20 protein-coding genes are annotated in these 23595 nt (G+C 70.3%); 18 read left to right on the top strand and 2 right to left on the bottom strand.

The genetic code is table 11. The features are described from left to right. Positions 1-3 precede the first annotated feature (3 nt). The 5 genes from nadB (at position 4) to KIT89_RS02370 (ending at position 5432) form a co-directional block, all read left to right on the top strand. Entirely contained in the window at positions 4-1644 is a 1641-nt protein-coding gene (gene nadB / locus KIT89_RS02350) for an L-aspartate oxidase (RefSeq protein ID WP_297602898.1), read from the top strand. After that, positions 1641-2558 (top strand): carboxylating nicotinate-nucleotide diphosphorylase, encoded by a 918-nt coding sequence (gene nadC, locus KIT89_RS02355; RefSeq protein ID WP_297602900.1) that lies wholly within the window; start codon positions 1641-1643, stop codon positions 2556-2558. The genes nadB and nadC overlap by 4 nt, the downstream gene beginning before the upstream one ends. A 9-nt stretch (positions 2559-2567) precedes the next feature. Then, positions 2568-3731 carry a cysteine desulfurase family protein gene (locus KIT89_RS02360; RefSeq protein ID WP_297602901.1) on the top strand — a complete coding sequence of 388 codons (1164 nt, stop codon included), beginning with the start codon at positions 2568-2570 and terminating at the stop codon, positions 3729-3731. Between the two features lie 142 nt (positions 3732-3873). After that, complete coding sequence (gene recO, locus KIT89_RS02365) at positions 3874-4641, top strand: DNA repair protein RecO (protein ID WP_297602902.1); 768 nt, start codon at positions 3874-3876, stop codon at positions 4639-4641. Then, complete coding sequence (locus KIT89_RS02370; protein ID WP_297602903.1) at positions 4638-5432, top strand: isoprenyl transferase; 795 nt, start codon at positions 4638-4640, stop codon at positions 5430-5432. Before recO ends, KIT89_RS02370 begins: the two co-directional genes overlap by 4 nt. Before the next feature lie 19 nt (positions 5433-5451). On the opposite strand, the gene KIT89_RS02375 is transcribed toward KIT89_RS02370, so the two are convergent. Further along, positions 5452-6387, bottom strand: coding sequence for a LysR family transcriptional regulator (locus KIT89_RS02375; protein ID WP_297602904.1), 936 nt, complete (start codon positions 6385-6387; stop codon positions 5452-5454). A gap of 80 nt (positions 6388-6467) precedes the next feature. Between KIT89_RS02375 and KIT89_RS02380 the strand changes: the two genes are divergently transcribed. The 9 genes from KIT89_RS02380 to KIT89_RS02420 all read left to right on the top strand — a co-directional run bounded on the left by KIT89_RS02380 (position 6468) and on the right by KIT89_RS02420 (position 17421). Continuing rightward, positions 6468-7565, top strand: a complete 1098-nt coding sequence (locus KIT89_RS02380; protein WP_297602905.1) for an aminotransferase class V-fold PLP-dependent enzyme — start codon at positions 6468-6470, stop codon at positions 7563-7565. A 59-nt stretch (positions 7566-7624) separates the two neighbouring features. Further along, the gene (locus tag KIT89_RS02385; protein WP_297602906.1) at positions 7625-9202 is read left to right on the top strand and encodes an ABC transporter substrate-binding protein; all 1578 of its coding nucleotides are present in this window, start codon (positions 7625-7627) and stop codon (positions 9200-9202) included. A 58-nt stretch (positions 9203-9260) separates the two neighbouring features. Then, a complete protein-coding gene (locus KIT89_RS02390; protein ID WP_297602907.1) occupies positions 9261-10199 on the top strand; it encodes an ABC transporter permease in 939 nt (312 codons plus the stop codon). Further along, positions 10196-11062 (top strand): ABC transporter permease, encoded by an 867-nt coding sequence (locus tag KIT89_RS02395; protein ID WP_297602908.1) that lies wholly within the window; start codon positions 10196-10198, stop codon positions 11060-11062. The genes KIT89_RS02390 and KIT89_RS02395 overlap by 4 nt, the downstream gene beginning before the upstream one ends. Then, positions 11059-12834: an ABC transporter ATP-binding protein gene (locus KIT89_RS02400; protein WP_297602910.1), complete on the top strand. Its 1776-nt coding sequence runs from the start codon at positions 11059-11061 to the stop codon at positions 12832-12834. Before KIT89_RS02395 ends, KIT89_RS02400 begins: the two co-directional genes overlap by 4 nt. Further along, positions 12831-13913 carry a peptidase C39 family protein gene (locus KIT89_RS02405; protein WP_297602912.1) on the top strand — a complete coding sequence of 361 codons (1083 nt, stop codon included), beginning with the start codon at positions 12831-12833 and terminating at the stop codon, positions 13911-13913. The genes KIT89_RS02400 and KIT89_RS02405 overlap by 4 nt, the downstream gene beginning before the upstream one ends. A gap of 153 nt (positions 13914-14066) precedes the next feature. Next, positions 14067-15452 carry a glycine--tRNA ligase gene (locus KIT89_RS02410; protein WP_297602913.1) on the top strand — a complete coding sequence of 462 codons (1386 nt, stop codon included), beginning with the start codon at positions 14067-14069 and terminating at the stop codon, positions 15450-15452. A gap of 232 nt (positions 15453-15684) precedes the next feature. Next, on the top strand, positions 15685-16707 hold the full coding sequence (locus tag KIT89_RS02415; protein ID WP_297602914.1) for a hypothetical protein: 1023 nt from the start codon (positions 15685-15687) through the stop codon (positions 16705-16707). Between the two features lie 66 nt (positions 16708-16773). Further along, positions 16774-17421 carry a DsbA family oxidoreductase gene (locus tag KIT89_RS02420; RefSeq protein WP_297602915.1) on the top strand — a complete coding sequence of 216 codons (648 nt, stop codon included), beginning with the start codon at positions 16774-16776 and terminating at the stop codon, positions 17419-17421. Between the two features lie 201 nt (positions 17422-17622). Here the strand turns inward: KIT89_RS02420 and KIT89_RS02425 are convergent, their stop codons facing one another. After that, positions 17623-18108: an aminoacyl-tRNA deacylase gene (locus tag KIT89_RS02425; RefSeq protein ID WP_297602916.1), complete on the bottom strand. Its 486-nt coding sequence runs from the start codon at positions 18106-18108 to the stop codon at positions 17623-17625. A 30-nt stretch (positions 18109-18138) separates the two neighbouring features. Here KIT89_RS02425 and KIT89_RS02430 point away from each other — a divergent pair, with 30 nt between their 5' ends. From KIT89_RS02430 to dnaG, 4 genes are read left to right on the top strand one after another with little or no spacing between them, the layout of a single operon-like run. Then, complete coding sequence (locus KIT89_RS02430) at positions 18139-19206, top strand: Gfo/Idh/MocA family oxidoreductase (protein WP_297602917.1); 1068 nt, start codon at positions 18139-18141, stop codon at positions 19204-19206. Positions 19207-19243: 37 nt separating this feature from the next. Continuing rightward, the gene (gene dusB / locus KIT89_RS02435; RefSeq protein ID WP_297602918.1) at positions 19244-20395 is read left to right on the top strand and encodes a tRNA dihydrouridine synthase DusB; all 1152 of its coding nucleotides are present in this window, start codon (positions 19244-19246) and stop codon (positions 20393-20395) included. Beyond that, positions 20392-21678 carry a deoxyguanosinetriphosphate triphosphohydrolase gene (locus KIT89_RS02440; protein ID WP_297602919.1) on the top strand — a complete coding sequence of 429 codons (1287 nt, stop codon included), beginning with the start codon at positions 20392-20394 and terminating at the stop codon, positions 21676-21678. Before dusB ends, KIT89_RS02440 begins: the two co-directional genes overlap by 4 nt. 10 nt (positions 21679-21688) lie before the next feature. Continuing rightward, a complete protein-coding gene (gene dnaG / locus KIT89_RS02445; protein WP_297602920.1) occupies positions 21689-23593 on the top strand; it encodes a DNA primase in 1905 nt (634 codons plus the stop codon). Positions 23594-23595: the final 2 nt, after the last annotated feature.

The raw sequence follows: 23595 nt of genomic DNA on the forward strand, positions 1-23595 counted from the left end.
GCCATGGCGCACATCCTCGTCATCGGCAGCGGCATGGCCGGGCTCGTCGCCGCGCTGCGCGCCGCTCGTCGGCACGACGTCACGATCGTCACGAAAGACGTGCTCACGGCTGGCTCGACCGCGTGGGCGCAAGGCGGCATCGCTGCAGCGGTGTTTCCCGACGACTCGGCGGCGCTGCACGCGCACGACACGCTGCTCGCGGGCGCGGGGCTGAGTGATCCCGCCGCCGTCGAGATTCTCTGCACCGAGGGGCCCCGCCGGGTGCACGACCTCGTCGCCCTCGGGGTGGCCTTCGACCCCGCGCCGGGGGCCGTCGCGCCCTTCGACGACGTGAGCGACTGGGCCCGCGGGCTCGAGGCCGCCCACTCGATCGCGCGCATTCTGCACGCGGGCGGAGACGCCACCGGCCGAGTGATCGAGACGGCTCTCGCCGCCGCGGTGCGCGAGGGGCGCATCCGGTCGCACGAATTCGCGCGCGCCATCTCGCTCATCGTGCGCGATGGCGCGATCGCCGGCGCGGTGATCGAGAGCCCCGCGGGCGTCGAGCGCGTCGCTGCCGACGCCGTCGTGCTCGCGACCGGGGGCAACGGGCGGCTCTACCGGCACACCACCAACCCGCCCGTGTCGACCGGAGACGGCGTGCTGCTGGCCTACGCGGCCGGCGCGGCGATCGCCGACCTCGAGTTCGTGCAGTTTCACCCCACGGTGCTTGCCGGGGGAGGGCTCGTGTCTGAAGCCGTGCGCGGCGAGGGCGCGACGCTGCTCGACGCCGACGGCCGACGCTTCATGCCCGACATCGACCCGCGGGCCGAGCTCGCTCCGCGCGACATCGTGGCGCGCGCGATCGCGCGGCAGATGCGGAAGCAGGATGGCCAGCCGGTGCTGCTCGATGCGACCGCGCTCGGCGCTGCCGTGCTGGCCGAGCGTTTTCCGACGATCGACGCGCTCGTGCGCGCGACCGGGGTCGACTGGTCGGTCTCGCCCGTGCCCGTCACTCCCGCCGCGCACTACGCCATGGGCGGCGCGCTCACCGACATGGATGGCCGCACCACGGTTCCTGGCTTGTTCGCTGTGGGCGAAACCGGGTCGACGGGGGTGCACGGGGCCAACCGCCTCGCCTCCAACTCGCTGCTCGAAGCCGTCGTCGTCGGGTGGCGCGCGGGCGACGCCGTCGGCGCGGCGGGCACCTCCGCTGCGCGCCCGCTGCCCCTCCCGCCGTCAACAATTCAGGACAATCTCCCTGACGGCCAGCTCGAGGCCCCCGTGCCGGTCGTTCGCGAGATCGCGGCCGACGCACTCGTCGACGGTAGCGTCGCGTGGAGTGCCGACCGCATCCGCGACCGCGCGTGGCAGGCGCTCGGGCTGGAACGCACGGGTCACGAGATGGCCGATTTCGCCCGAGAACTGGCGGATGCTCGCCCTGGCGACGACGAAGCCCGCTCGTTGCTGCCCCTCGCGCGCTTGACCGCCGCGGCGGCGCTTGCCCGCACCGAATCGCGTGGCGCGCATTGGCGTGATGACTTCCCCGAGACCGACCCCGCGCAGCGTGTGCGGCGTGCGGTCGAGCGACCCTCGGCAGATCGTCCTGAATTGTTGACGCCGACCGGCGACGCGCGGGTCGGCACGATGGAGGTGCGCGCATGACCGACGACGTGCAGGGGCTCACGCTCGCCAGCGTCACGGCGATCGTCGATCGAGCGCTCGACGAAGATGCGCCGTGGGGCGACGTGACGAGCGAGGCGGCGATTCCCGTGAGCGCGACGGCCACGGCGCGCGTCGTGAGCCGCGTCGACGGCGTGTTCGCGGGCGGACTGCCGCTCGAACTCGCCTTCACGCGGGTCGACCCGACCCTCGCGGTCAAACGGCACTCCGCCGAGGGCGACCCGATCGCGCCGGGCACGCTCATCGCCACCGTCGAGGGCTCGGCGCGCGCCATCCTGCGCGGAGAGCGCGTGGCGCTCAATCTCGCGCAGCGGCTCAGCGGCGTCGCGACCCTGACGCGGCGCTACGTCGAAGCGGTTGCGCACACGAGCGCGCGCATCGTCGACACGCGCAAGACCACTCCGGGGCTGCGCGTGCTCGAGAAGGCCGCCGTGCGAGCGGGCGGCGCCCACAACCACCGACACTCGCTGAGTGACGCGGTCATGCTGAAAGACAACCACTTGGCGGTGCTGCAGGCGCAGGGGCTCGACCTCACCGAGGCCATTCGGGCGGTGCGCGCGCGCATTCCGCACACGATGCACCTCGAGGTCGAGGTCGATCGGCTCGCTCAGCTCGAAGCGGTGCTCGCCGCCGAGCCCGACACGATCATGCTCGACAACTTCAGCCTCGACAATCTAAGGGCCGGGCTAGCCCTCATCGGCGGCCGCGCGACGGTCGAGGCGAGCGGCGGCGTGACGCTCGACACCGTGCGCGCGATCGCCGAGACCGGGGTCGACGTCATCTCGGTGGGCGCCCTCACCCACAGCGCCGCGGCGCTCGACCTGGGCCTCGACATCGTCATCGACGCCGCAACCCCGCACCCCGAGCTGGGCGGCGCTGCCGGCGGCGGGCGCTAGCGAGCATCCGTGTCGTTCATCGATCTTGACCAGGCGGCGACCACGCCCGTGCGCCGCGAGGTGCTCGAGGCGATGTGGCCGTGGCTCACGGGCGAGCACGGCAACCCCTCGTCGACGCACTCGCTCGGTCGTCGAGCCTCCGACGCGCTGACGGATGCTCGCGCCCGCATCGCCCGCCTCGCCGGCGTTCGCCCCGCGCACGTCGTGTTCACGAGCGGAGGCACCGAGAGCGACAACCTCGCCGTCATCGGCCTCACGCTCGCCGCCATCGCGCGCGGGCGGGGCCGTCACATTCTGGTGAGCGCGATCGAGCACGAGGCAGTGCTCGAATCGGCGGCGTACCTCGAGCGCTGGCACGGCGTCGAGGTCACGCGCGTCGCGGTCGACGCCGACGGGGTGGTGGATGCTCGCGCCGCGATCGCCGCCCTGCGACCCGACACCGCTCTCGTCAGCGTGCACGCCGCGAACAACGAGGTGGGCACGCTGCAACCGCTCGCGGCTCTGGGGGCCGCGGCGCGCGAGGCCGGAGCGCTGCTGCACACCGATGCGGTGCAGCTCGCCGGGTGGTACCCGCTCGACGCCGCTCGCAATCCCGACCTCGTGCACGCCGACGCCGTGACGATTTCGGGGCACAAGCTCGGTGCCCCGAAGGGAGTCGGGGCGCTGCTGCTGCCGACGGCGGCCGCGATCGAGCCGCTCATCCACGGCGGAGGCCAGGAGCGCGACCGTCGTTCTGGCACCGAGAACGTGGCGGGTGCGGTGGGGCTCGCGGCGGCGCTTGAACTGGCCGAGGCCGAGCGACCTGCGATCGCTGAGCTCGAAGCCCGGCGCGACGACTTCATCGCTCGAGTGCTGCAGTCCGTGCCCGGCGCGCAGCTCACCGGGCACCCGGCTCGGCGGTTGCCCTGCCACGCCTCGTTCGTCGTACCGGGCTTCGGCGGCGAGCCGTTGCTCATTGCGCTCGACGATCGCGGCATTCTCGCCTCGAGTGGCTCGGCGTGCGCGGCCGGCCGCGACGAGCCCTCACCCGTCCTGCTCGCGATGGGCTTCGACCCCGACATCGCCCGCACCGCAGTGCGCTTCACCTGGGGTGCGTCAACAACTCAGGACGAACTCGAGACTGCTGCCCGTGAGCTCGCAGAATCTGCGGCCTCTCTGGGCAGGTTGGGCTGAGCATCCACCGTTCGTCCTGAATTGTCGACCACGCCCGCAGCGCGATTGTCCTGAGTTGTCGACGCACCGCGTCGGGCGCGCTGAACGCCCGACGCAGCGCGCCGCCCGGCCGGTTCGCACCCGGGCACGCGATACTGGAGCGGTGCCGACCTACCGTGACGAGATCGTCGTGCTGCGTACCCACAAGCTGGGTGAGGCCGACCGCATCGTCACGATGCTGAGCCGCAACCACGGCAAGATTCGCGCAGTGGCCAAGGGTGTGCGCCGCACGGCGAGCAAGTTCGGTGCGCGCCTCGAGCCGTTCATGGTCGCCGACGTGCAGCTCTACGCCGGCCGCAGCCTCGACATCGTGCAGCAGGCCGAGTCGCTCGGCTCGTACGGCGCCGACATCACGGCAGACTACGGCAGCTACACGGCCGCGAACGTCATGGTCGAGACGGCCGATCGCGTCACGGGCGACGACGGCGGGGGAGTGCAGCAGTACCTGCTGCTGGTCGGCGCGCTGCGCTCGCTCGCGCGCGCAGAGCATCCGCCGGGGCTGACGCTCGACAGCTATCTGCTGCGGGCGCTGTCGATTGCAGGATGGGCGCCCACCTTCGGCGACTGCGCCGTCACCGGCGCGCCCGGCCCCCACAGCGCGTTCGTGGTGCAGCTCGGAGGTGTCGTCGCCGACGATGTCGCCCCTCCCGGCGCCCCGCGCGTCTCGGACGAGACGCGCGAGCTGCTCGCGGCTCTGCTCGAAGGCAAGTGGGCGGTGGCCGAGGCGAGCAGCGAGGCCGCGCGTGCGCAGGCCAACGGCATCGTGGCGGCCTACACGCAGTTTCACCTCGAACGCGGGCTGCGCTCGCTGCCGCACGTTGACCGAGTCGACGCCCGAGTGCCGGTGTCGACAATTCAGGACTCCGCGTGAGCCGCGCCGCGAAGAACCCCGAACCTCTGCGCCCTCTCGACTGGACGGGCGAGGTTCCTCCTGAGTTGTCGACGAAGGTCGTGCCGCAGCACGTCGCGATCGTCATGGACGGCAACGGCCGCTGGGCCAACCGCCAGGGCCTGCCCAGGGTGGAGGGCCACCGCGCCGGCGAGGCGAGCCTGCTCGACGTGGTGGCGGGCGCCGTGCAGATCGGCGTCAAGCACCTCAGCGTGTATGCCTTCAGCACCGAGAACTGGAGCCGCAGCCCCGACGAGGTGCGCTTTCTCATGGGCTTCAATCGCGAGGTGCTGCGCCGCCGCCGCGATCAGTTGCACGCCTGGAACGTGCGCATCCGCTGGGCGGGCCGCCGCCCGCGGCTGTGGCGCAGCGTCATCGCCGAGCTCGAAGAGGCGCAGGCGATGACGGCCGGCAACACGGGCCTGACGCTGACGATGTGCGTCAACTACGGCGGCCGTGTCGAGCTGGTGGATGCCGTGCGAGCCCTCGCCGCCGACGTCAAGGCCGGTCGCGTCGACCCGGCGCGCATCACCGAGCGCTCGATCGCGAAGCACCTCTACGAGCCCGACCAGCCCGACGTCGACCTCTTCGTGCGGTCGAGCGGAGAGCAGCGCACGAGCAACTTCATGCTCTGGCAGAGTGCCTACGCCGAGATGGTGTTCTTGAACACGCTGTGGCCCGATTTTCGGCGCCGTCACTTGTGGGCGGCGATCGAAGACTACGCGGGTCGCGATCGCCGCTTCGGCGGCGCGGTGGATGCTCCCGACGCCTGACCCGCGGCCTCCACTGCGCTCATCCGGCGGCCACCCAGTCGGCGACGTCGAGTTCGGCTGAGGCCCGCAGTGCGGCCGCCACGGCCGGCACTCCTTGCGCGGCCCGCAGCGCGACGGCGTGCACGGTGCGGCTCGGCACGCCGGCGACCTGCAGCAGCCGAACTCCCTCGGGCACGGTGACGCTCGAGAGCGCGAGTCTGGGCAGTTGCGCGACGCCGAGCCCGTTGGCGACGAGCCCCAGCACGGCGGCCGCATTGTCGGTCTCGTGGGCGATGCGCGGCTGAAACCCGGCGCTCTGGCAGGCCTGCAGCAGGTTGCCGCGGCACTGCGGGCACCCGGCGATCCAGTCGGCGTCTGCATACTGCTGCAGCGTGGTGCGGCTGCCGTCGCGGTCGTGGGCGGCGGGTTCGGCGACGAGCAGCTCGTCGTCGAAGAGCGGCAGCATGGTGAGCTCGTCTGGGTAGCGAGCGTGCGGGTCGCTCCAGTCGTCTGGGTAGCGGAAGGTGATGGCGAGGTCGGCGCGACCGTGCCGCAGCAGGTCGAGAGCTTCGGGCGGTTCGACTTCGACGTAGCTGAGGCGTATGCCGGGGTGCCGCGCTGCCATGGCTCCCAGCAGTCGGGGCACGACGGTCGCCGACGCGGTCGGAAAGGCGGCGACGCGCACGACCCCTGAGCGCAGCCCGCCGAGGTCGGCGAGTTCTCCGCTCGCGGCGTCCAGCGCCGATTGCACGGTGACGGCGTGCCGGGCGAGCACGGCTCCTGCTTCGGTGAGCCGCACGGTGCGGCCGGCCCGCGTCACGAGCGGTTGGCCGATGCGAGTGGATGCTCGAGCGAGGTGCTGGCTCACTGCCGGCTGGCTGTACCCGAGTGCGGCGGCGGCTCCGCTGAGGGTCTTCTCGTCGGCGATGGCCCGCACGATGCGCAGGGTGGTGAGGTCGATCTCGGTCGCGGTCACACTCAAACATAACCCAGGGTTATGAATCACCGAAGCAAGCTGCTCTTGTTGAATGAGACGGCGACCGCGACCCTGGGAGAGTGCACCTGACTCTCGACGACGCCCGCCGCCAGTTTCCGACTGGATCCGGCTACCTCGATGCCGCCACGATGGGCATCCCGCCGCTCAGCGCCATCGACGCCCTCAGCGAAGACCTCATGCTGTGGGGTTCGGGGCGACGAGACCCTGCCCACTACGGCGGGGTGGTGGAACGCGCTCGTGCCGCCTACGCGCGACTCGTGCGAGCATCCGTCGACGATGTCTCGATCGGGGGCCAGACCTCGGTGATGGCCGCACTCGCGGCAGACGCGGTGCCGCACGGTGGCGAAGTGCTCGTGGTCGACGGCGACTTCACCTCGGTGGTCTACCCCTTCAAGGTGCGGCACCCCGAGAGCACCCGCTCAGTGCCTCTGCACGCCCTCGCCGACGAGATCGGGCCGCAGACGGCGATGGTGGTCTTCTCGCTCGTGCAGTCGTCGACCGGCCAGCTCGCGCCCGTCGACGAGATTCGCGCGGCCGCCGCAGCCGTCGGCGCGCTCACCGTCTGCGATGTCACCCAGGCCGCAGGGGTCTACCCCGTGGCGGCGAGCGACTGGCACATCACCGTGTGCCATGCATACAAGTGGCTGTGCAGCCCTCGTGGCGTCGGCTTCATGACGGTGTCGAGCGAGATTCGCGACCGCGTCGCGCCGCTGCACGCCGGGTGGTACGCCGGCGACGACGTGTGGCAGTCGATCTACGGCCCCGGCATGCGGCTCGCCGACAACGGCAGGCGCTTCGACATCTCGCCGGCCTGGCAGGCGTGGGTGGGCGCAGCCCCCGCGCTCGACCTGTTCGCCTCGCTCGACATCGCTGCGCTGCACGCGAGAACCAGCGCTCTCGCTGACGCCGCGCTCGAGGCGCTCGACCTGCAGCCTCAGGGTCAGTCGATCGTCGCGCTCGACGACGCCGACGGCCGACTGCTCGCGGCGGTGCGGTCAGCCGGGCTCACCGCGAGTGGCCGTGACGGTCGAATTCGTCTGTCGTTCCACGTCTGGAATGACGATATTGACGTCCTGCGAGTCGCCGGGGCTCTGAAGTCGTTGCGTGAACCGAAAGGAGTTTTGCTCGCCCAGCACGTCCAGCACCCAATAGAGTGAATCGCCATTCAAAGAACTCGTGGACGATTCGCGCATCCATCGACGGAGGTCAACACAGCATGTCTCGACTATCTCGCCGCTTCGCGGTGACCACCGCCGCCCTCGTGGCGGCGGCACTCGCGCTCAGCGCCTGCACGCCCGCGGGCCCATCGAGGTCTGGCGACGACACCCGCCTCACCGTGGCGCTGCCGGGCTCACTCTCGAACCTGTATGTGGGTCAAGAGAACGGCATTCTCAACTACTACGTCGCCTCGATCGCGCAAGAGGGCCTCGTGTCGCTCGACGCCGAGGGGCAGATTCAGCCCGCTCTCGCCGAGAGCTGGGAGCAGGTCGACGACGTCACCTACGTCTACACCCTGCGTGAGAACGCGACCTTCCACGACGGCACGCCCGTCACGGTCGACGACGTCATCTTCTCGATCGAGAAGGCGCAAGACGCCGAGATCTCGCCCGGCTTCGCGTGGTACCTGGGCGGCCTCGAGTCGATGGAAGAGACGGGCGAGCGCGAGCTCACCATCACGCTCGTCGAGCCAGACGCCACCTTCGCCACCCTCATGAGCACGGTCGGCGCGCTCTACGTCACCTCTCGCGCCTACTGGGAGGCCAACGAGGGCACGATCGGCACCGGTTCGGGCCTGCTCATGGGCACCGGCCCGTTCCAGGTGACCGAGTTCGTGCCAGACTCGCACGTCGAGTTCACGGCAGTCGACACCTGGTGGGGCGGTGTGCCCGACCTCGAGTCGGTGCGCATCGACTTCATCCCCGACGAGAACACGCGACTGCTCGCGGCCCAGTCGGGCCAGATCGACGTGGCGTTCAACGTGCCGTTCACGCAGGCCTCGCAGTGGGAGTCGATCTCGGGCGCCGAGGTGCAGTTCGTCAACGACCTCTCGTACGTCGGGTTGCTGTTCGACCTGAGCGTGGCGCCGTTCGATGACCTCAAGGTGCGCGAGGCCTTCGCCCACGCGGTCGACCGCGAGGCCGTCGTGTCGAGCGTGCTCGGCGGTCACGGCGAGGTGGCGCTCGCCATCCCGACCCCCGAGTCGCTGTTCACGGCCTATGGCCCCGACGGAGCCGCCGCAGCCCTCGCCGAGGGCGAGCAGTTCGCGTTCGACCTCGAGGCTGCTGCTGCCGCACTCGCGGCGTCGAGCGTGCCCGAGGGCTTCACGACCGAGCTCACCTACCCGGCGACGGGCCCCGAGCTGGGCCGTTCGGCGCTCGCCCTCGCGGCCAACCTGGCCGAGATCGGCGTCACCGTGAACGTGCGCGAGGTCACGATCGAAGAGTGGCTCGCCACGATCGGCGACGGTGAGCACGGCGTGGGCTACATGTGGTACTTCTCGACGACGGGCGACCCCGGAGAGGTCATCTCATACCTCTACGGGCCCGAGAACCCCTCGCAGTACGAGAACGAGGCTGTGCGTGCGCTGCTCGCCGGGGCCTTCGTCGAGAGCGACCCGGTCACGCGCGCCGACCTCATCCTCGAGGCCGACAACCTCGCGCGGCCCGACCTCGCGAGCGCCCCGCTGTGGTGGGGCCAGTCGGCGACGGCGTTCCTCAACGGCTGGAGCCTCAGCACTCCCTCGCCGTTCGTGTTCACCAACCCCTGGCCGACCCTGCTGACGAAGGCCGGCTGATATGCAGAGTGCGCCTCGCCGCGCACTCCTCGCGGGGTGGGCATCCTCCTTCTGGGGGATGCTCACCCTGCGTCTGCTCGGAGTGCTCGTGATCGTCGCGGTGCTGTCGGTGCTGATCTTCGGCATGATGCACCTGATTCCGGGCGACCTCGTGCGCAACCTCTTGGGGCTGCGCCCCGCGAGCCCCGAGACGATCGCGGCCATCCGCGAGCAGTACAGACTCGACGACCCGATCTGGCTGCAGTACCTCAACTGGCTCGGCAACGCCCTGCAAGGCGATCTCGGCACCTCGATCCGCTATCAGGTGCCCGTCGCCGACGCCATCGCGAGTCGCATTCCCTTGACGTCGATGCTCGCCGTGATGGCCATGCTCATCGCCGCGGTCACCGCGATTCCCCTCGGCGTCATCGCAGCGCGCCGCCACCAGTCAGCGATCGATCAAGCGCTCACAGGCTTCTCGGTCATCGGCTTGAGCGCTCCTGCGTTCGTCGTCTCGTTGCTGCTGCTCTACGTCTTCGCCTACTACCTTCCGATCTTTCCCGTCTATGGCGGAGGCACCGACTTCGGCTCGCGGGTCTACCATCTCGTGCTGCCCTCGATCGCTCTCGCCGTCGGTCTCGCGGCCATTCTCATGCGGCTCACGAGGGCGGCGATGATCGAGTCGCTCGCGAGCGACTACGTCACCTTCGCGCGCTCGCGCGGGTTGAGCGAGCTGACGGTGCTCGGTCTCGCGCTGCGCAACTCGTCGATTCCGATCATCACCGCGGCTGGCTTGGTCTTCACCTACGTCATCGGAGGCACGATCCTCGTCGAGACGGCCTTCGCGCTGCCGGGCCTCGGGCTCATGCTGCAAGACGCCGTGCTCTTCAAAGACATCGCCCTCGTGCAGGCGCTCGTCTTGCTCATCGCCGTGGTGATCGCGCTCATCACGGTGGCGATCGATCTCACCTACGCGGTGATCGACCCGCGCGTGCGGCGCGGCAGGAGGGCATCATGACGGCCACCACGACCACGGCGATCGCACTCACACCCGCCGTCACGGCCCGCAGAGGCGGTCGAGCGCTGCTCGTCATCACGAGCACCATGGTCTCCCTGGCGCTGCTGCTCGCCGCCTTCGGCTCGTTCATCGCGCCCACGGCACTCTCGCAAGACATCCTGCACGGAGTCACCCCGCCCGGCACCCCGGGTCACCCGCTCGGCACCGACGAGCTGGGTCGCGATGTGCTGCAGCTGCTCATCGCGGGGTCGGGCTCGGCACTCGCCGGGCCGCTCGTCATCGCCCTCGGCTCGATGCTGCTGGGCATCATCGTCGGCACGCTCTCGGGGTATGTGCAGGGGCCGTTCGACTTCGTCATGGGCCGCGTCACCGACCTCCTGCTCGCTCTGCCCGTCGTCGTCGTCGCGATCGTCGTGGCCGGCATGTTCGGCAGCGGCTACTGGGTGACCGTGGCCATGCTCGTCGTGCTGTTCGCCCCGTCTGACATCAGGCTCGTGCGCGCCGCAGTGCTCGAGCAGTCGGCGCGGCCCTACATCGAGTCTGCGCGCATGCTGCGGCTGAACCCGCTGCGCGTCATGTTCCGCCACATCCTTCCGAACGTGAGCCCGATCATCGTCACGAACGCTCTCGTCAACATGGCCATCGCGATCGTCGCGCTCTCGTCGCTGTCGTTCCTCGGCGTCGGCGTGGCGCCGGGCGCCGCCGACTGGGGCCGGCAGCTCGATGACGGTCGCGCGCTGCTGCTCAGCAACCCCGCGGCGTCGCTCGCTCCGGCCATCGCGATCGTGGTCGTGGCGTGCGCCATCAACCTGCTCGGCGACGCCATCGCGGCGCGCGCCGACTCGAGACGGAGTGCCGCATGAGCGAGGCGACCCCCCTGCTGCAGGCGCGCGGGCTGACCGTGCACGGCCCCAGCGGCATCATCGTCGAACCGCTCGACCTCGACGTGCACGCGGGCCGCACGCTCGCCATCGTGGGCGAGTCGGGCTCGGGCAAGTCGCTCACGGCCCGCGCGCTCACGGGGCTGCTCGACCCGGCGCTGCGGGCGGCCGGCTCGGTGCAGCTGGGCGAGCGCCAGTTCGATCTGGGCGCCGACGTGCCGTGGCGGCGCCTGCGCGGCTCGGCCGTGTCGCTGCTGCTGCAAGACCCCTTCACCTCGCTGAGCCCTGTGCATCGATGCGGCAGCCAGATCGCCGACACCGTGCGAGCCAGCGCGCAGCGCTCGCACGTGACCCTCTCGCGCCGGCGCGTCGACGCGATCGTCGCAGAGCGACTCGCCGAGGTCGGCCTCGACCCCGCAGTCGCTCGACGCTACCCCCACGAGCTGTCGGGCGGCATGCGGCAGCGCGTCGCCATCGCGGCGGCGATCGCGGGCGACCCCGAGATTCTCATCGCCGACGAGCCCACGACCGCGCTCGACTCGTCGACGCGCGGCGAAGTGCTCGCCGTCATCGCCGAGCTGCAGTCGCGTCGAGGGCTCGGCGTCATCCTGATCTCACACGACCTCGGCGTCGTGCGAGGCTGCGCCGACGACCTCATCGTCATGTACGCGGGCTCGGCAGTCGAGCGCGGCCCCGCCGCGGTCGTGCTCGATCAGCCCGTGCACCCCTACACCGAGCGACTGCTCGCCGCCGAGCCGCCGCTCGACCACCGGCTGCACGAGCTCGCCGGCATTCCCGGCTCGGTTCCCTCGCCGGGCTCGCGCGCAGAGGGCTGCTCGTTCGCCCCGCGCTGCGCACTCGCCACCGACCTCTGCCGCATCGAGACCCCGCCCCTCCGCGTCGTGGCGACGGGAGCCCTCGCCGCCTGCCACCACAGCAGCGAGCCCATCGTGTCGACCGACCGCGCCGCGGCCTCGGCGCGCTCGCTCGATGAGCGCCCCGACACGGTGCTCAGCGTGCGCGGCCTGCGCGCTCGCCACGGCGCCACCGAAGTGCTGCACGGCGTCGACCTCATCGTCGGCAGCCGCGAGATCGTCGGTGTCGTGGGCGAGTCGGGCTCGGGCAAGACCACCCTCGCCCGCTGCATCGCGGGGCTGCACACCGATCACGACGGCGACCTCCGGCTCGACGGCGTCACGCTGCCGCGCGGGCTCAGCGGCCGCGATCCGCGCAGTCTGCAGATTGTCTTCCAAGACCCGTACTCGGCCCTCAACCCCCGGCTCGCCGTCGGCGCCGTGCTGCGCGAAGCACTCGCCGTCGGCGAACGGCCGCCGAGCGATCTCGGCGCGCTGCTCGACAGCGTGGGGCTGCCCGCGCACTACGCGCGCAAGCGACCGCGCGACCTCTCCGGCGGAGAACGTCAGCGCGTCGCCATCGCCCGGGCCCTCGCCCCCCGGCCCCGGCTGCTCATCTGCGACGAGTCGGTCTCGGCCCTCGACGTGTCGGTGCAGGCGCAGATTCTCAGCCTGCTGCTGAGCATTCGAGACGAGCTCTCGACCCCCGTGCTGTTCATCACCCATGACCTCGCCGTCGTGCGGCAGGTGTGCGACCGGGTGCTCGTGCTGCGCAACGGCGAAGCGGTCGAGAGCGGCATGGTCGACCTCGTCTTCGATGAGCCCGAGCATCCATACACGCGCTCGCTGCTCGTTGCGAGCGCCCCCGTTCCCGACGTGAAAGGTGCCACCCTCACATGAGCGCAACGCTGAACGCAGAGCTCGTCGACGTCGCGCTGCTCGAGCCGACGGTGCCCGCGAGCGAGCAGCAGCCCGAGCTGGCGGTACCGGCGTCGGTCTCCGGGGTGTGGATGCACGCCACCGGCTCGGCGATCGTGCACCGTGCGCTGCTCGGCGAGCCGAGCGACCTCCGGGCCGCAGCGCTGCTGCGTCGGCGCCCGCACACGGCAGGGTCGGTCATCGTCGGAGCGTTCGGAGACGCCGCAGCACTCGCCGTCGTGATCGAACGACTCGTGCAGCTCGAGCGCGAGGCGGGGCATCCACTGCTCAGATGGCAGGTGCTGCCGGGCGAGACCGTCGACCCGGCCGCCCACGGATTCCGGCCGCTCACGGCCGCGCGCCCGTCGGGAGACGGCACCGAACCGGGCATCGACGGCTGGGTGCTCGACCTCGTCGACTGGCCGCGCGGCGAGATCGCGTACTACCGGCAGACCACCGAATTCACTTGCGGGGGAGTCTCGGCGCTGCTCGCGCTCGAAGCGGCCGGCATCACGATGCTCGGTGACGACGTCGACGCCAACCGGCTCACCGAGCTGCGCGTGTGGCGCTCGGCGACGAACGTGCCGGCGTGCGACCCGCTCGCGCTCACGGCCACCCTCGAGCGCCTGCGCGGCGACGGCCAGCGCGTCGAGGTCTACCTCGACGCCGACGACGCCGTGCTGCTCGAGCACCTCACCGCGCCAGACGACCTCGCGTTCCGCGGCGACCTGCAGCGCCTCGCCGCGATCGAGCTCGAGGCGGCGGGCGTCGCGCGCCACAGCACGCGGCCGAGCATGGCCGACATCGGGGCCGCCGTCGAAGCAGGAGCCATCGCGCTGCTGCTCATCGACCTCGAGCCGCTCATCGACGACCCCACGCCGCACTGGGTCGTCGCGGCCTCGGCGCGCGAAGGCGTGCTGCTCATCGACGACCCCTGGGTCGAGACCTCGATCGGCGAGACCTGGGTCATGACCCACGAGCTGCCCATCACCGCCGACGAGCTCGAAGGAATCGTGCGGTGGGGCAGCGGGTATCGAGGCGTCATCCTGCTGCACCCCTGAGCGGTGTGCGACTGAGCGCTGCACCCCGTGCCGCGCCGTGCCCTGCCGGCCCGGGGGCGTGGGCTACCCGCGCATGCTGCGCTCACTAGACTTCTGATCTACGCGTTACTCGGCGCCGGGCATCCAGCTCGGTCAGAACAGGAGACTCCCACCGTGGCTGCACCCTCTCGGCTCGACAAGGTCATCGCGCTCGCCAAGCGGCGCGGCTTCGTCTTTCAGGCCGGTGAGATCTACGGCGGCTCGCGCTCGGCGTGGGACTACGGGCCGCTCGGTGTCGAACTGAAAGAGAACATCAAGCGCCAATGGTGGCGTGCGATGGTGACGCGCCGAGCCGACGTCGTCGGGCTCGACTCGAGCGTCATCCTGCCGAAGCGCGTGTGGGAGGCCTCGGGCCACGTCGACGTCTTCAGCGATCCGCTCGTCGAATGCCTCAGCTGCCACAAGCGCTACCGCGCCGACCACCTCGAAGAAGAGTACGAAGAGAAGAAGGGTCGGGCGCCCGAGAACGGCCTGGCCGACATCGCGTGCGTCAACTGCGGCACGCGGGGACAATGGACAGAGCCGAAAGAGTTCTCGGGGCTGCTGAAGACCTTTCTCGGCCCTGTCGAAGAAGAGTCGGGGCTGCACTACTTGCGCCCCGAGACGGCCCAGGGCATCTTCGTCAACTTCGCCAACGTCGTCAACGCCGCTCGCATGAAGCCGCCGTTCGGCATCGGGCAGATCGGCAAGTCGTTCCGCAACGAGATCACGCCCGGCAACTTCATCTTCCGCACGCGCGAGTTCGAGCAGATGGAGATGGAGTTCTTCGTCGAGCCCGGCACCGACGAGGAATGGCACCAGTACTGGATCGACACGCGCCTGCAGTGGTACATCGACCTCGGCGTGAACCCCGACAACCTGCGACTCTACGAGCACCCCGCCGAGAAGCTGTCGCACTACTCGAAGCGCACCGTCGACATCGAATACCGCTTCGGCTTCTCCGGCTCAGAGTTCGGCGAGCTCGAGGGGGTTGCCAACCGCACCGACTTCGACCTCTCGACGCACTCAGAGCACTCTGGCGTCGACCTGTCGTACTTCGACCAGAGCAAAGAAGAGCGCTGGGTTCCGTATGTCATCGAGCCCGCCGCGGGCTTGACCCGCTCGCTCATGGCCTTCCTCGTCGACGCCTACTTCGAAGACGAGGCGCCGAACACGAAGGGCGGCGTCGACACCCGAACCGTGCTGCGCCTCGACCGCCGGCTCGCGCCCATCAAGGTCGCGGTGCTGCCGCTCTCGCGCAACGAGCAGCTCTCGCCCGTGGCGCGCGAGCTCGCCGAGCAGCTGCGACAGCACTGGAACGTCGACTTCGACGACGCCGGCGCCATCGGCCGGCGCTACCGCCGCCAAGACGAGATCGGCACGCCGTTCTGCGTCACGGTCGACTTCGACACGCTCGACGATCAGGCCGTCACGGTGCGCGAGCGCGACACGATGCAGCAAGAGCGCATGCCGCTCGCGGCCCTCGAGTCATACCTCGCCGCCGAGCTGCTCGGCTCCTAGCCGCGCCCCGCGCTCCAGCCCGCCCGCGGTGCGTCGACAACTCAGGACGAACTGCGGTTGCGCGGCTCGTGCGCGCCAGATCGAGCGGCTTCTGAGCAGATAGTCCTGAGTTGTTCACGCCTCCCGGCGGGGGGCGGGGCGCGGATCCTCCCCACGGCGTGAGCGCAGCATCCTGTACCGAGATCGCCACCGCAGCCGGCTGGGCCGCGCGCGCCCGGGCACGCTATCGGCCATGTTCTCCGATCTCGTCGCCGAGGTGCACCGCGCGGGAGGCGCCGCCGGTCGCGAGCACCTGGTTGCGCTCGGGTTCTCTGACCGGATGCTCTCCGCCGCCCTGCACGCCGGCGCACTCACCCGGCCGCGGCGCGGCTGGTACACGACCTGGGCCGAGGGCGACCCGCGCCTGCGCGCACTGAGGGTCGGTGGTCGGCTCACCGGGCTCAGCGCGGTCGTCGCGTGGGGCGGGTGGGTGCGCGAGCGGGGCAGGATGCTCGTCGCCGTGCCCGCGAACGCCTCACGCCTGCGCTGCCCTCACCGGCGCACTGTTCGCTTCGCGCACTCGCCGCAACGCGACAGCGTCGAACTGCACTGGACGCGCGAGCGCCACGACCGCGACATGTCGACCGGCACAGTGTCGCTGCTCGAGGCGCTCGAGGTCGTGTGCCTCGTCGAGCCTGCCGAAGATGCCATCGCCGCGATCGACTGGGCGCGCCGGTCGGGGCGGCTCGACACGATCGGGCTGGCCGAGCTCGCCGAACGGCTGCCCGCGAGTCACCGAGCACTCGTGCGCCGGTCGAGCGGGTCGTGCCACTCGCTGCCCGAGAGTGTGGCGCGCACGCGACTGCAGAGCGCGGGCTTTCGCGTGCGAGAGCAGGTGGCCTTGCCAGACCATCCGAGCCCGATCGACCTGCTCGTCGAAAACTCCATCGCGCTCGACGTCGATGGCGAAGCGTTCCACCGCGACCGCTTTCTGCCTGATCGTACGAAAGACCTGGCGGCGACACGCTCGGGCTATCACGCCGTGCGGCCCGCCGCCCGACACGTCTTCGACGAGTGGCCCGCGGTGCTCGAGGCCATCCGGGTTGCCCTTGCGGCCCGCGCCGTGCCGCTGCCCGCGGTCGCCGCGCACCCGGCATCAGCATCCGGTGTCGACAATTCAGGACGATCTCGCAGGCGGCGGCGACGGAAGCGCGCGAAACCGCGAACGTCGAGCGCTCGTCCGCGCGCTCGGCCGCCGATCGTCCTGAGTTGTTGACGCACGCGCGGGCGCACGGCGACCCAGCGCAGGGAATACCCGAGCCGAGCCCGCGTTGACCCCAGTGTGAGCATCCCCCTCGACGTGCAGATCTGGTCAGACGTGCAGTGCCCGTGGTGCTACATCGGCAAGCGCAAGTTCGAGGCGGCTCTCGAGCAGTTCGAGGGCGAGGTGCAGGTCACCTACCGCAGCTTCGAGCTCGCGCCCGACACTCCAGTCGACTTCGACGGCTCGCCCGTCGACTACCTCAGCCAGCGCAAGGGCATCAGCCCCGAGCAGGCGCAGCAGATGGTCGACCGCGTCACCGGCATCGCCGAGTCAGTCGCGCTCGAGTACCACTACGACCGCATCCACCAGACGAACACGGTGCTCGCGCACGAGCTGCTGCACTTCGCGAAGGCGCACGGCAAGCAGGCCGAGCTCAAAGAGCGACTGCTGCGCGCCTACTTCACCGAGGGGCGTCACATCGGTCGCGCGGCCGACCTGGCCGAGCTCGCCGCCGAGGTGGGACTCGACCCGGTCGCCGCGGCCGCTGCGCTCGCCGAGCACACCTTTCTGCCCGCCGTGAAGGCCGACATGGAGCAGGCGGTCGAGTACGGCATCCAGGGCGTGCCGTTCTTCGTCATCGACAACCGCTACGGAATCTCGGGCGCGCAAGAGACCGCCACGTTCGTCGCGGCGCTGCGGCAGGCGGCCGGCGAGAGAGCATCATGACGGGGGATGCTGCACCCACGCCTTTCGCCATGCTCGGCGACCCCGCTGCCGAGGCCTGCGAGGGTGACTCGTGCCTGGTCTCCCCGCCTGCCGCGTCAACAACTCAGGACTAACCTGCTGCTCGCGCCCCGTGCACCCCGCCAACGCGCGCCGCGCGCACTCGAGCCCACGAGTTCGTCCTGAGTTGTCGACACAACCCGGCTAGGGGTTGGCGGGCTCGCTGATGTCGGCGACCACCGCGCTGAGGGCGGCGAGCAACTCGTCGGCATGCACGAAGAGCGAGCAGCCGTGCTCGCCAGCGCCCAACGACACGCGGCGCCCGAGCATGCTCGCATCGGCATACACGGGCCAGTCGCCGGTCGAGCCGAGTGGAGTGATGGTTCCCCTTTCGTAGCCGGTCGCGGCGAGCGCGGCCTCGGGCGAGGGCAGTTGCAGCTTGTTCACGCCGACGAGCGCGCGCAGTTTGGGCCACGAGAGCTGGCGGTCTCCGGGCACGAGCGCGAAGAGAAACGTGCCGTCGCTGCGCTTGACGACGAGTGTCTTGACGATGTCGGCCGGGGTGATGCCGAGCAACGAGGCGGCTTCGTCGAGTGACCGTGCGCGCATCCGCTCGACGAATTCGACGTCGAGCCCGCGCGCCGCAGCGTCTGCCGCGACGCGCTCGCGCCCGCTGAGTTCTGCTGCCACGCGCACCTCTCGAGGTCGTAGGGTGAAGTCATGAGCATCGACGCCCCGATCAGAACCGGCATCATCGGCTTCGGGCTCGCAGGTCGAGTCTTCCACGCCCCGTTCGTCGCGACGAACCCGGCGTTCGCGCTCACGGCGATCGCGACGAGCGACGCCGATCGGGCCGCGCAGGCGAGGGCCGAGCATCCCGATGCCGAGATCATGTCGACGGATGCCCTGCTCGCGCGCGCCGCCGTCGGCGACCTCGATCTCGTGATTCTGGGCTCGCCCCCGCACGTGCACCGCGAGCAGGCGGTCGCCGCGCTCGAGGGCGGGGCCGCGGTGGTCATCGACAAGCCGTTCGTGCCGTCGGTCGCCGACGCCGAGGCGATCATCGCCGCTGCCGACAAGGCCCGGCGACCCCTGATGATCTTCCAGAACCGCCGGTGGGATGGCGACTTCCGCACGGTCACGAAGCTGGTCACCAGTGGAGCTCTCGGCACCGTGCACCGCTTCGAGTCGACGTTCGAGCGCTTCGGGGCTCCGAAGCGCGAGCAGTGGCAGGGCCAGATCACGCCGGCGCAGGGCGGGGGCATTCTCTTCGACCTCGGCAGCCACCTCATCGACCAGGCGCTCACGCTCTTCGGCCCGGCGACGCTCGAGGTGGCCGAGCTGCGCGCCGTGCGCGAGGGGCTCGCGAGTGAAGACGACGCGTTCGTCTCGCTGCGGCACGACAGCGGCGTGCGCAGCCACTTGACGATGAGCCGGGTGGCCGCGCAGAGCGGGCCGCGGTTTCGTGTGCTCGGCGACGAGAGCGGCTACAGCGTGTACGGTCTCGACGGTCAAGAGCCAGACCTCAAGGTCGGGCGCTGGCCGGGCAGCGAGGGCTACGGCGTGACGCCGAAGGCCGAGTGGGGGTTGCTGGGCGTCGACAACGGCGAGCAGCCGCTCACGCCCGTGCCGACCGAGCAGGGCGCATACCCCGATTTCTACGCGCAGGTGGCGGCGAGCATCCGCGATGGTGCTGCGGTACCCGTGGATGCTCGCCACGCCCTCGAGACGGTGCGCATCATCGAGCAGGCGCACGCCCTGAGCGCTCGCGCCTCGGGCTCGCTCTGACGCACGACTCAGCGCGACCTGGGAGACTAGAACTCTCATGCCCACTGCAACTCTGCCCGCGCCGCTCAGCATCGGCTCTATCCCGCTGAGTGTTCCTGTCGTGCTCGCGCCGATGGCGGGCATCACGAACACGGCGTTCCGGCGGCTGTGCCGCGAGTACGGCGCCGGTCTCTATGTGAGCGAGATGATCACGAGTCGAGCGCTCGTCGAGCGCACGCCTGAGAGTCTGCGCCTCATCACCCACCATGAGAGCGAGTCGCCGCGCAGCATCCAGCTCTACAGCGTCGACCCGGTGACGGCAGGGGAGGCGGCGGCGTTTCTCGCTGGCGAGGGCCTCGCCGACCACATCGACATGAACTTCGGCTGCCCCGTGCCGAAGGTGACGCGCAAGGGCGGGGGTGCCGCCCTGCCGTGGAAGCTCGAGCACTTCCGCCGCATCGTCGAGGCGACGGTGAAGGCCGCTGGCGAGATTCCGGTGACGGTGAAGATGCGCAAGGGCATCGACCCCGACCACCTCACCTACCTCGAGGCCGCGAAGGCTGCCGAGGGCGCCGGCGTCGCCGCGGTCGCACTGCACGCGCGCACGGCCGCTGACTTCTACAGCGGCCATGCTGACTGGGAGGCGATCGGCAGGCTCAAAGAGGCGATCACGAGCATCCCCGTGCTCGGCAACGGCGACATCTGGTCGGCTGAAGATGCTCTGCGCATGGTCGAGCAGTCGGGCTGCGACGGCATCGTGGTCGGGCGCGGCTGCCTGGGTCGGCCGTGGCTGTTCGGTGACCTCGCCGCCGCCTTCACCGAGCGCCACGTGCGCATTCAGCCGAGTCTCGGTGAGGTGGCCGACGCGTTTCGTCGGCACGCCGAGCTGCTCGTCGAGTTCTTCGACGACGAGGCGAAGGCGTGCCGTGATATTCGCAAGCATGTCGCCTGGTACTTCAAGGGCTACCCCGTCGGTGGCGAGCTGCGTGCCAGGCTCGCGGCCGTCGAGAGCCTGCAGCACATGGACGATCTGCTCGGTGAGCTCGACCGCGACGAGCCGTACCCGGGCGCCGCAGCCGAGGGGCAGCGCGGGCGCGCCGGCACGCCGAAGAAGCCTGCTCTGCCCGACCGCTGGCTCGAGAGTCGCGAGTTGACGGGCGCGAGCCGCGCCGAGGTCACCGCCGCCGAACTGCACCATTCGGGAGGGTGAGCGTGCACGATCACCTTCCGGCGGGGTACGGCCCCGCCGACGCAGAGCGATGGATGCCCGAGCAGCACTCGAGCCGCCGCAGCGACTTCGCTCGCGACCGCGGCCGGCTGCTGCACTCGAGCGCGCTGCGCCGCCTCGCCGCGAAGACGCAAGTGCTGAGCCCGACCGCGGGGCTCGATTTCGCGCGCAACCGCCTGACGCACTCGCTCGAGGTGGCGCAGGTGGGGCGCGAGCTCGCGGCGAGTCTCGGTCTCGACCCCGACGTCGTCGACACCGCGTGCCTCGCTCATGACCTCGGCCACCCGCCGTTCGGGCACAACGGCGAGCGTGCGCTCAACGAGTGGGCCCATGCCATCGGCGGGTTCGAGGGCAATGCGCAGACGCTGCGGCTGCTCACGCGCATCGAGCCGAAGGTGTTCGGGCCCGATGGCCGCAGCTACGGCCTCAATCTGACGCGTGCGAGCCTCGATGCGAGCACGAAGTATCCGTGGCCGCAGTCGCAGGGCATCGCCGACCCGAGCGGGCGCAGCAAGTTCGGCTTCTACGACGACGATGCCGCCGCATTCGAGTGGATGCGCGGCGGCTCGCCCGACCGGGTGCGCTGCATCGAGGCGCAGGTCATGGATCTCTCTGACGACATCGCCTACTCGGTGCACGACTTCGAAGACGCCATCGTCAGCGGGTACCTCGATGTGCCGGCGTTGGGCGCCCGCGTCGACCACGATGCGCTCGTCGACTCGATGTTCGAGTGGATCGGCGGCGAGATCGCCCACGACGAGCTCATCGCGGCGTTCGACCGCCTCGATCACCTCGACGCCTGGGTCGAGTCGTGGGATGGCTCTCGGCGCGATCTCGCGCGGCTCAAGAATCTGACGAGCCAGCTCATCGGCCGGTTCGCGCACGAGGCGGTGCACGCGACGCGCGAGGCGCACCCCTCTGGTTCGCTCGCGCGTTTCGGGGCCGACGTCGTGGTGCCGCGCGAGACGCAGGCCGAAATCGCCGTGCTCAAGGGCATCGTCGCCGCGAACGTGATGTCGACGAACTCTCGGCGGCCCATCTATGCCCGGCAGCGCGAACTGCTCATCGAGTTGGCCGATGCCTTGTGGAGCGCCGGGCCGACCGAGCTCGATCGCGCGTTCTCTGACGACTTCGCGGCGGCGGCCGACGATGCGGCCCGTCGACGGGTGATCGTCGATCAGGTCGCCTCCCTCACCGACCAGGGTGCGATGACGTGGCATGCACGGCTGGTGGCGGCCGCGGGCGCCCCGCGCTCGCGGGCCTAGAATCGGCCCTGTGGCAGGCCTGATTCGACGCAGCGACATCGACGAGGTCAGGTCGCGCACGAATCTGGCCGACATCGTGGGCGACTACGTCACGCTCAAGAGCGCGGGCGTGGGCTCGATGAAGGGCTTGTGCCCTTTTCATGACGAACGCAGCCCCAGCTTCCACGTTCGCCCTCAGGTCGGCTTCTACCACTGCTTCGGCTGCGGCGAGGGCGGTGACGTCTTCACCTTCTTGCAGAAGATGGATCACGTCACGTTCTCTGAAGCGGTCGAGCGCCTCGCGGGTCGGCTCGGCTACACCCTGCACTACGAAGATGGAGCCTCGGCCGCCGATCAGGGCAACCGCAGCCGGCTGCTCGCGGCGAACGCTGCCGCCGAAAAGTTCTTTCGCGAGCAGCTCAGCACCGAGGCGGCAGAGCCGGGCCGACGCTTTCTGGGTGAGCGCGGGTTCGACTCGGCGGCCGCAGAGCACTTCTCGATCGGCTTCGCTCCGAACTCGTACGACGCGCTCGGCGATCACCTGAGGGGCCTCGGCTTCACGGCAGAAGAGCTGCTCGCCTCGGGCCTGCAAGGGCAGGGCGATCGCAAGCCCTATGACCGGTTTCGGGGCCGACTGGTGTGGCCGATCAAAGACGTCACGGGCCAGACGCTGGGCTTCGGTGCGCGCAAGCTGCTCGAGAGCGACAACGGGCCGAAGTACTTGAACACGCCCGAGACACCGGTCTACAGCAAGTCGAAGGTGCTCTACGGCCTCGATCTCGCGAAGCGTGACATCGCGAAGGGCAAGCAGGTGGTCGTCGTCGAGGGCTACACCGACGTCATGGCCTGCCACCTGGCCGGCGTGACGACCGCGGTCGCCACCTGTGGCACCGCGTTCGGCAGCGACCACATCACGATCATCCGACGCGTGATGGGCGACGTGGCCAACAGCGATTCGCACGGGCTCGGCGAAGTGGTCTTCACCTTCGACCCCGACGAGGCAGGGCAGAAGGCCGCGTCTCGGGCGTTCGCCGACGAGCAGCGGTTCGCGGCGCAGACCTACGTCGCGGTGGCGCCCGACGGCCTCGACCCCTGCGACCTGCGCCTGCAGCGCGGTGATGACGCAGTGCGCCTGCTCGTGCAGGGCCGCAAGCCCATGTACGAGTTCATGGTGCGTCGCCGTCTCGACACCTTCGATCTCGAGACCGTCGAAGGCCGCGTCGCCGCGCTGCGTGCGACGGCGCCGATCGTGGCAGGAATCCGCGATGAGTCGCTGTCGATCGGCTACTCCCGCACGCTCGCCGGGTGGATCGGCATCGACCCCGCCGAGGTGACGCAGGCTGTGCGATCGGCGCGGCGTGCCCCGTCGGGCGGCTCGAGCGCAGCATCCACCGCCGCCCGGTCGACCTCGCCGGCCGAGCGCACGGCGGGCGATGCCCCCGATGCCGACCCTGTCGCACCCGTCATCGGCATCGCCCAACTGCCCAACGACCCCGTCACGCGACTCGAGCGCGAGCTGCTCATGGCGCTGCTGCAGCATCCGGACGAGATCGGGCGCGACACTGCCGTGCGCGCCCTGCACACGACGTTCACGCAGCCGGCGCTCGCCACCGTGCGCGATGCGCTGCTCACCTCGATCGAGTCGTACTCCACCCCAGAGTGGGCGCGGCGGGTCACCGATGAGGCGCCGCCGGCGTTCCAGCCGCTCGTGACCCAGTTGGCGATCGCTCCGCTGCCGATTCGGGCGGGGCGCGTCGCCGAGTACTGCGCCGGGGTCACCACCTCACTCATCGAACGAGACCTGCTGCGCCGCAAGACCGAGCTGCTGGGCGCCTTGCAGCGCACCGATTCCACCGCCGACCCCGAGCGCTATCGCGACCTGCAGCGGCAGCTCGTCGAGCTCGAGGTCGAACGGCGTCGAGTGCGGGGCGACTAAGA

This window comes from Microcella sp. (genome assembly GCF_025808395.1).
Lineage (GTDB): Bacteria > Actinomycetota > Actinomycetes > Actinomycetales > Microbacteriaceae > Microcella.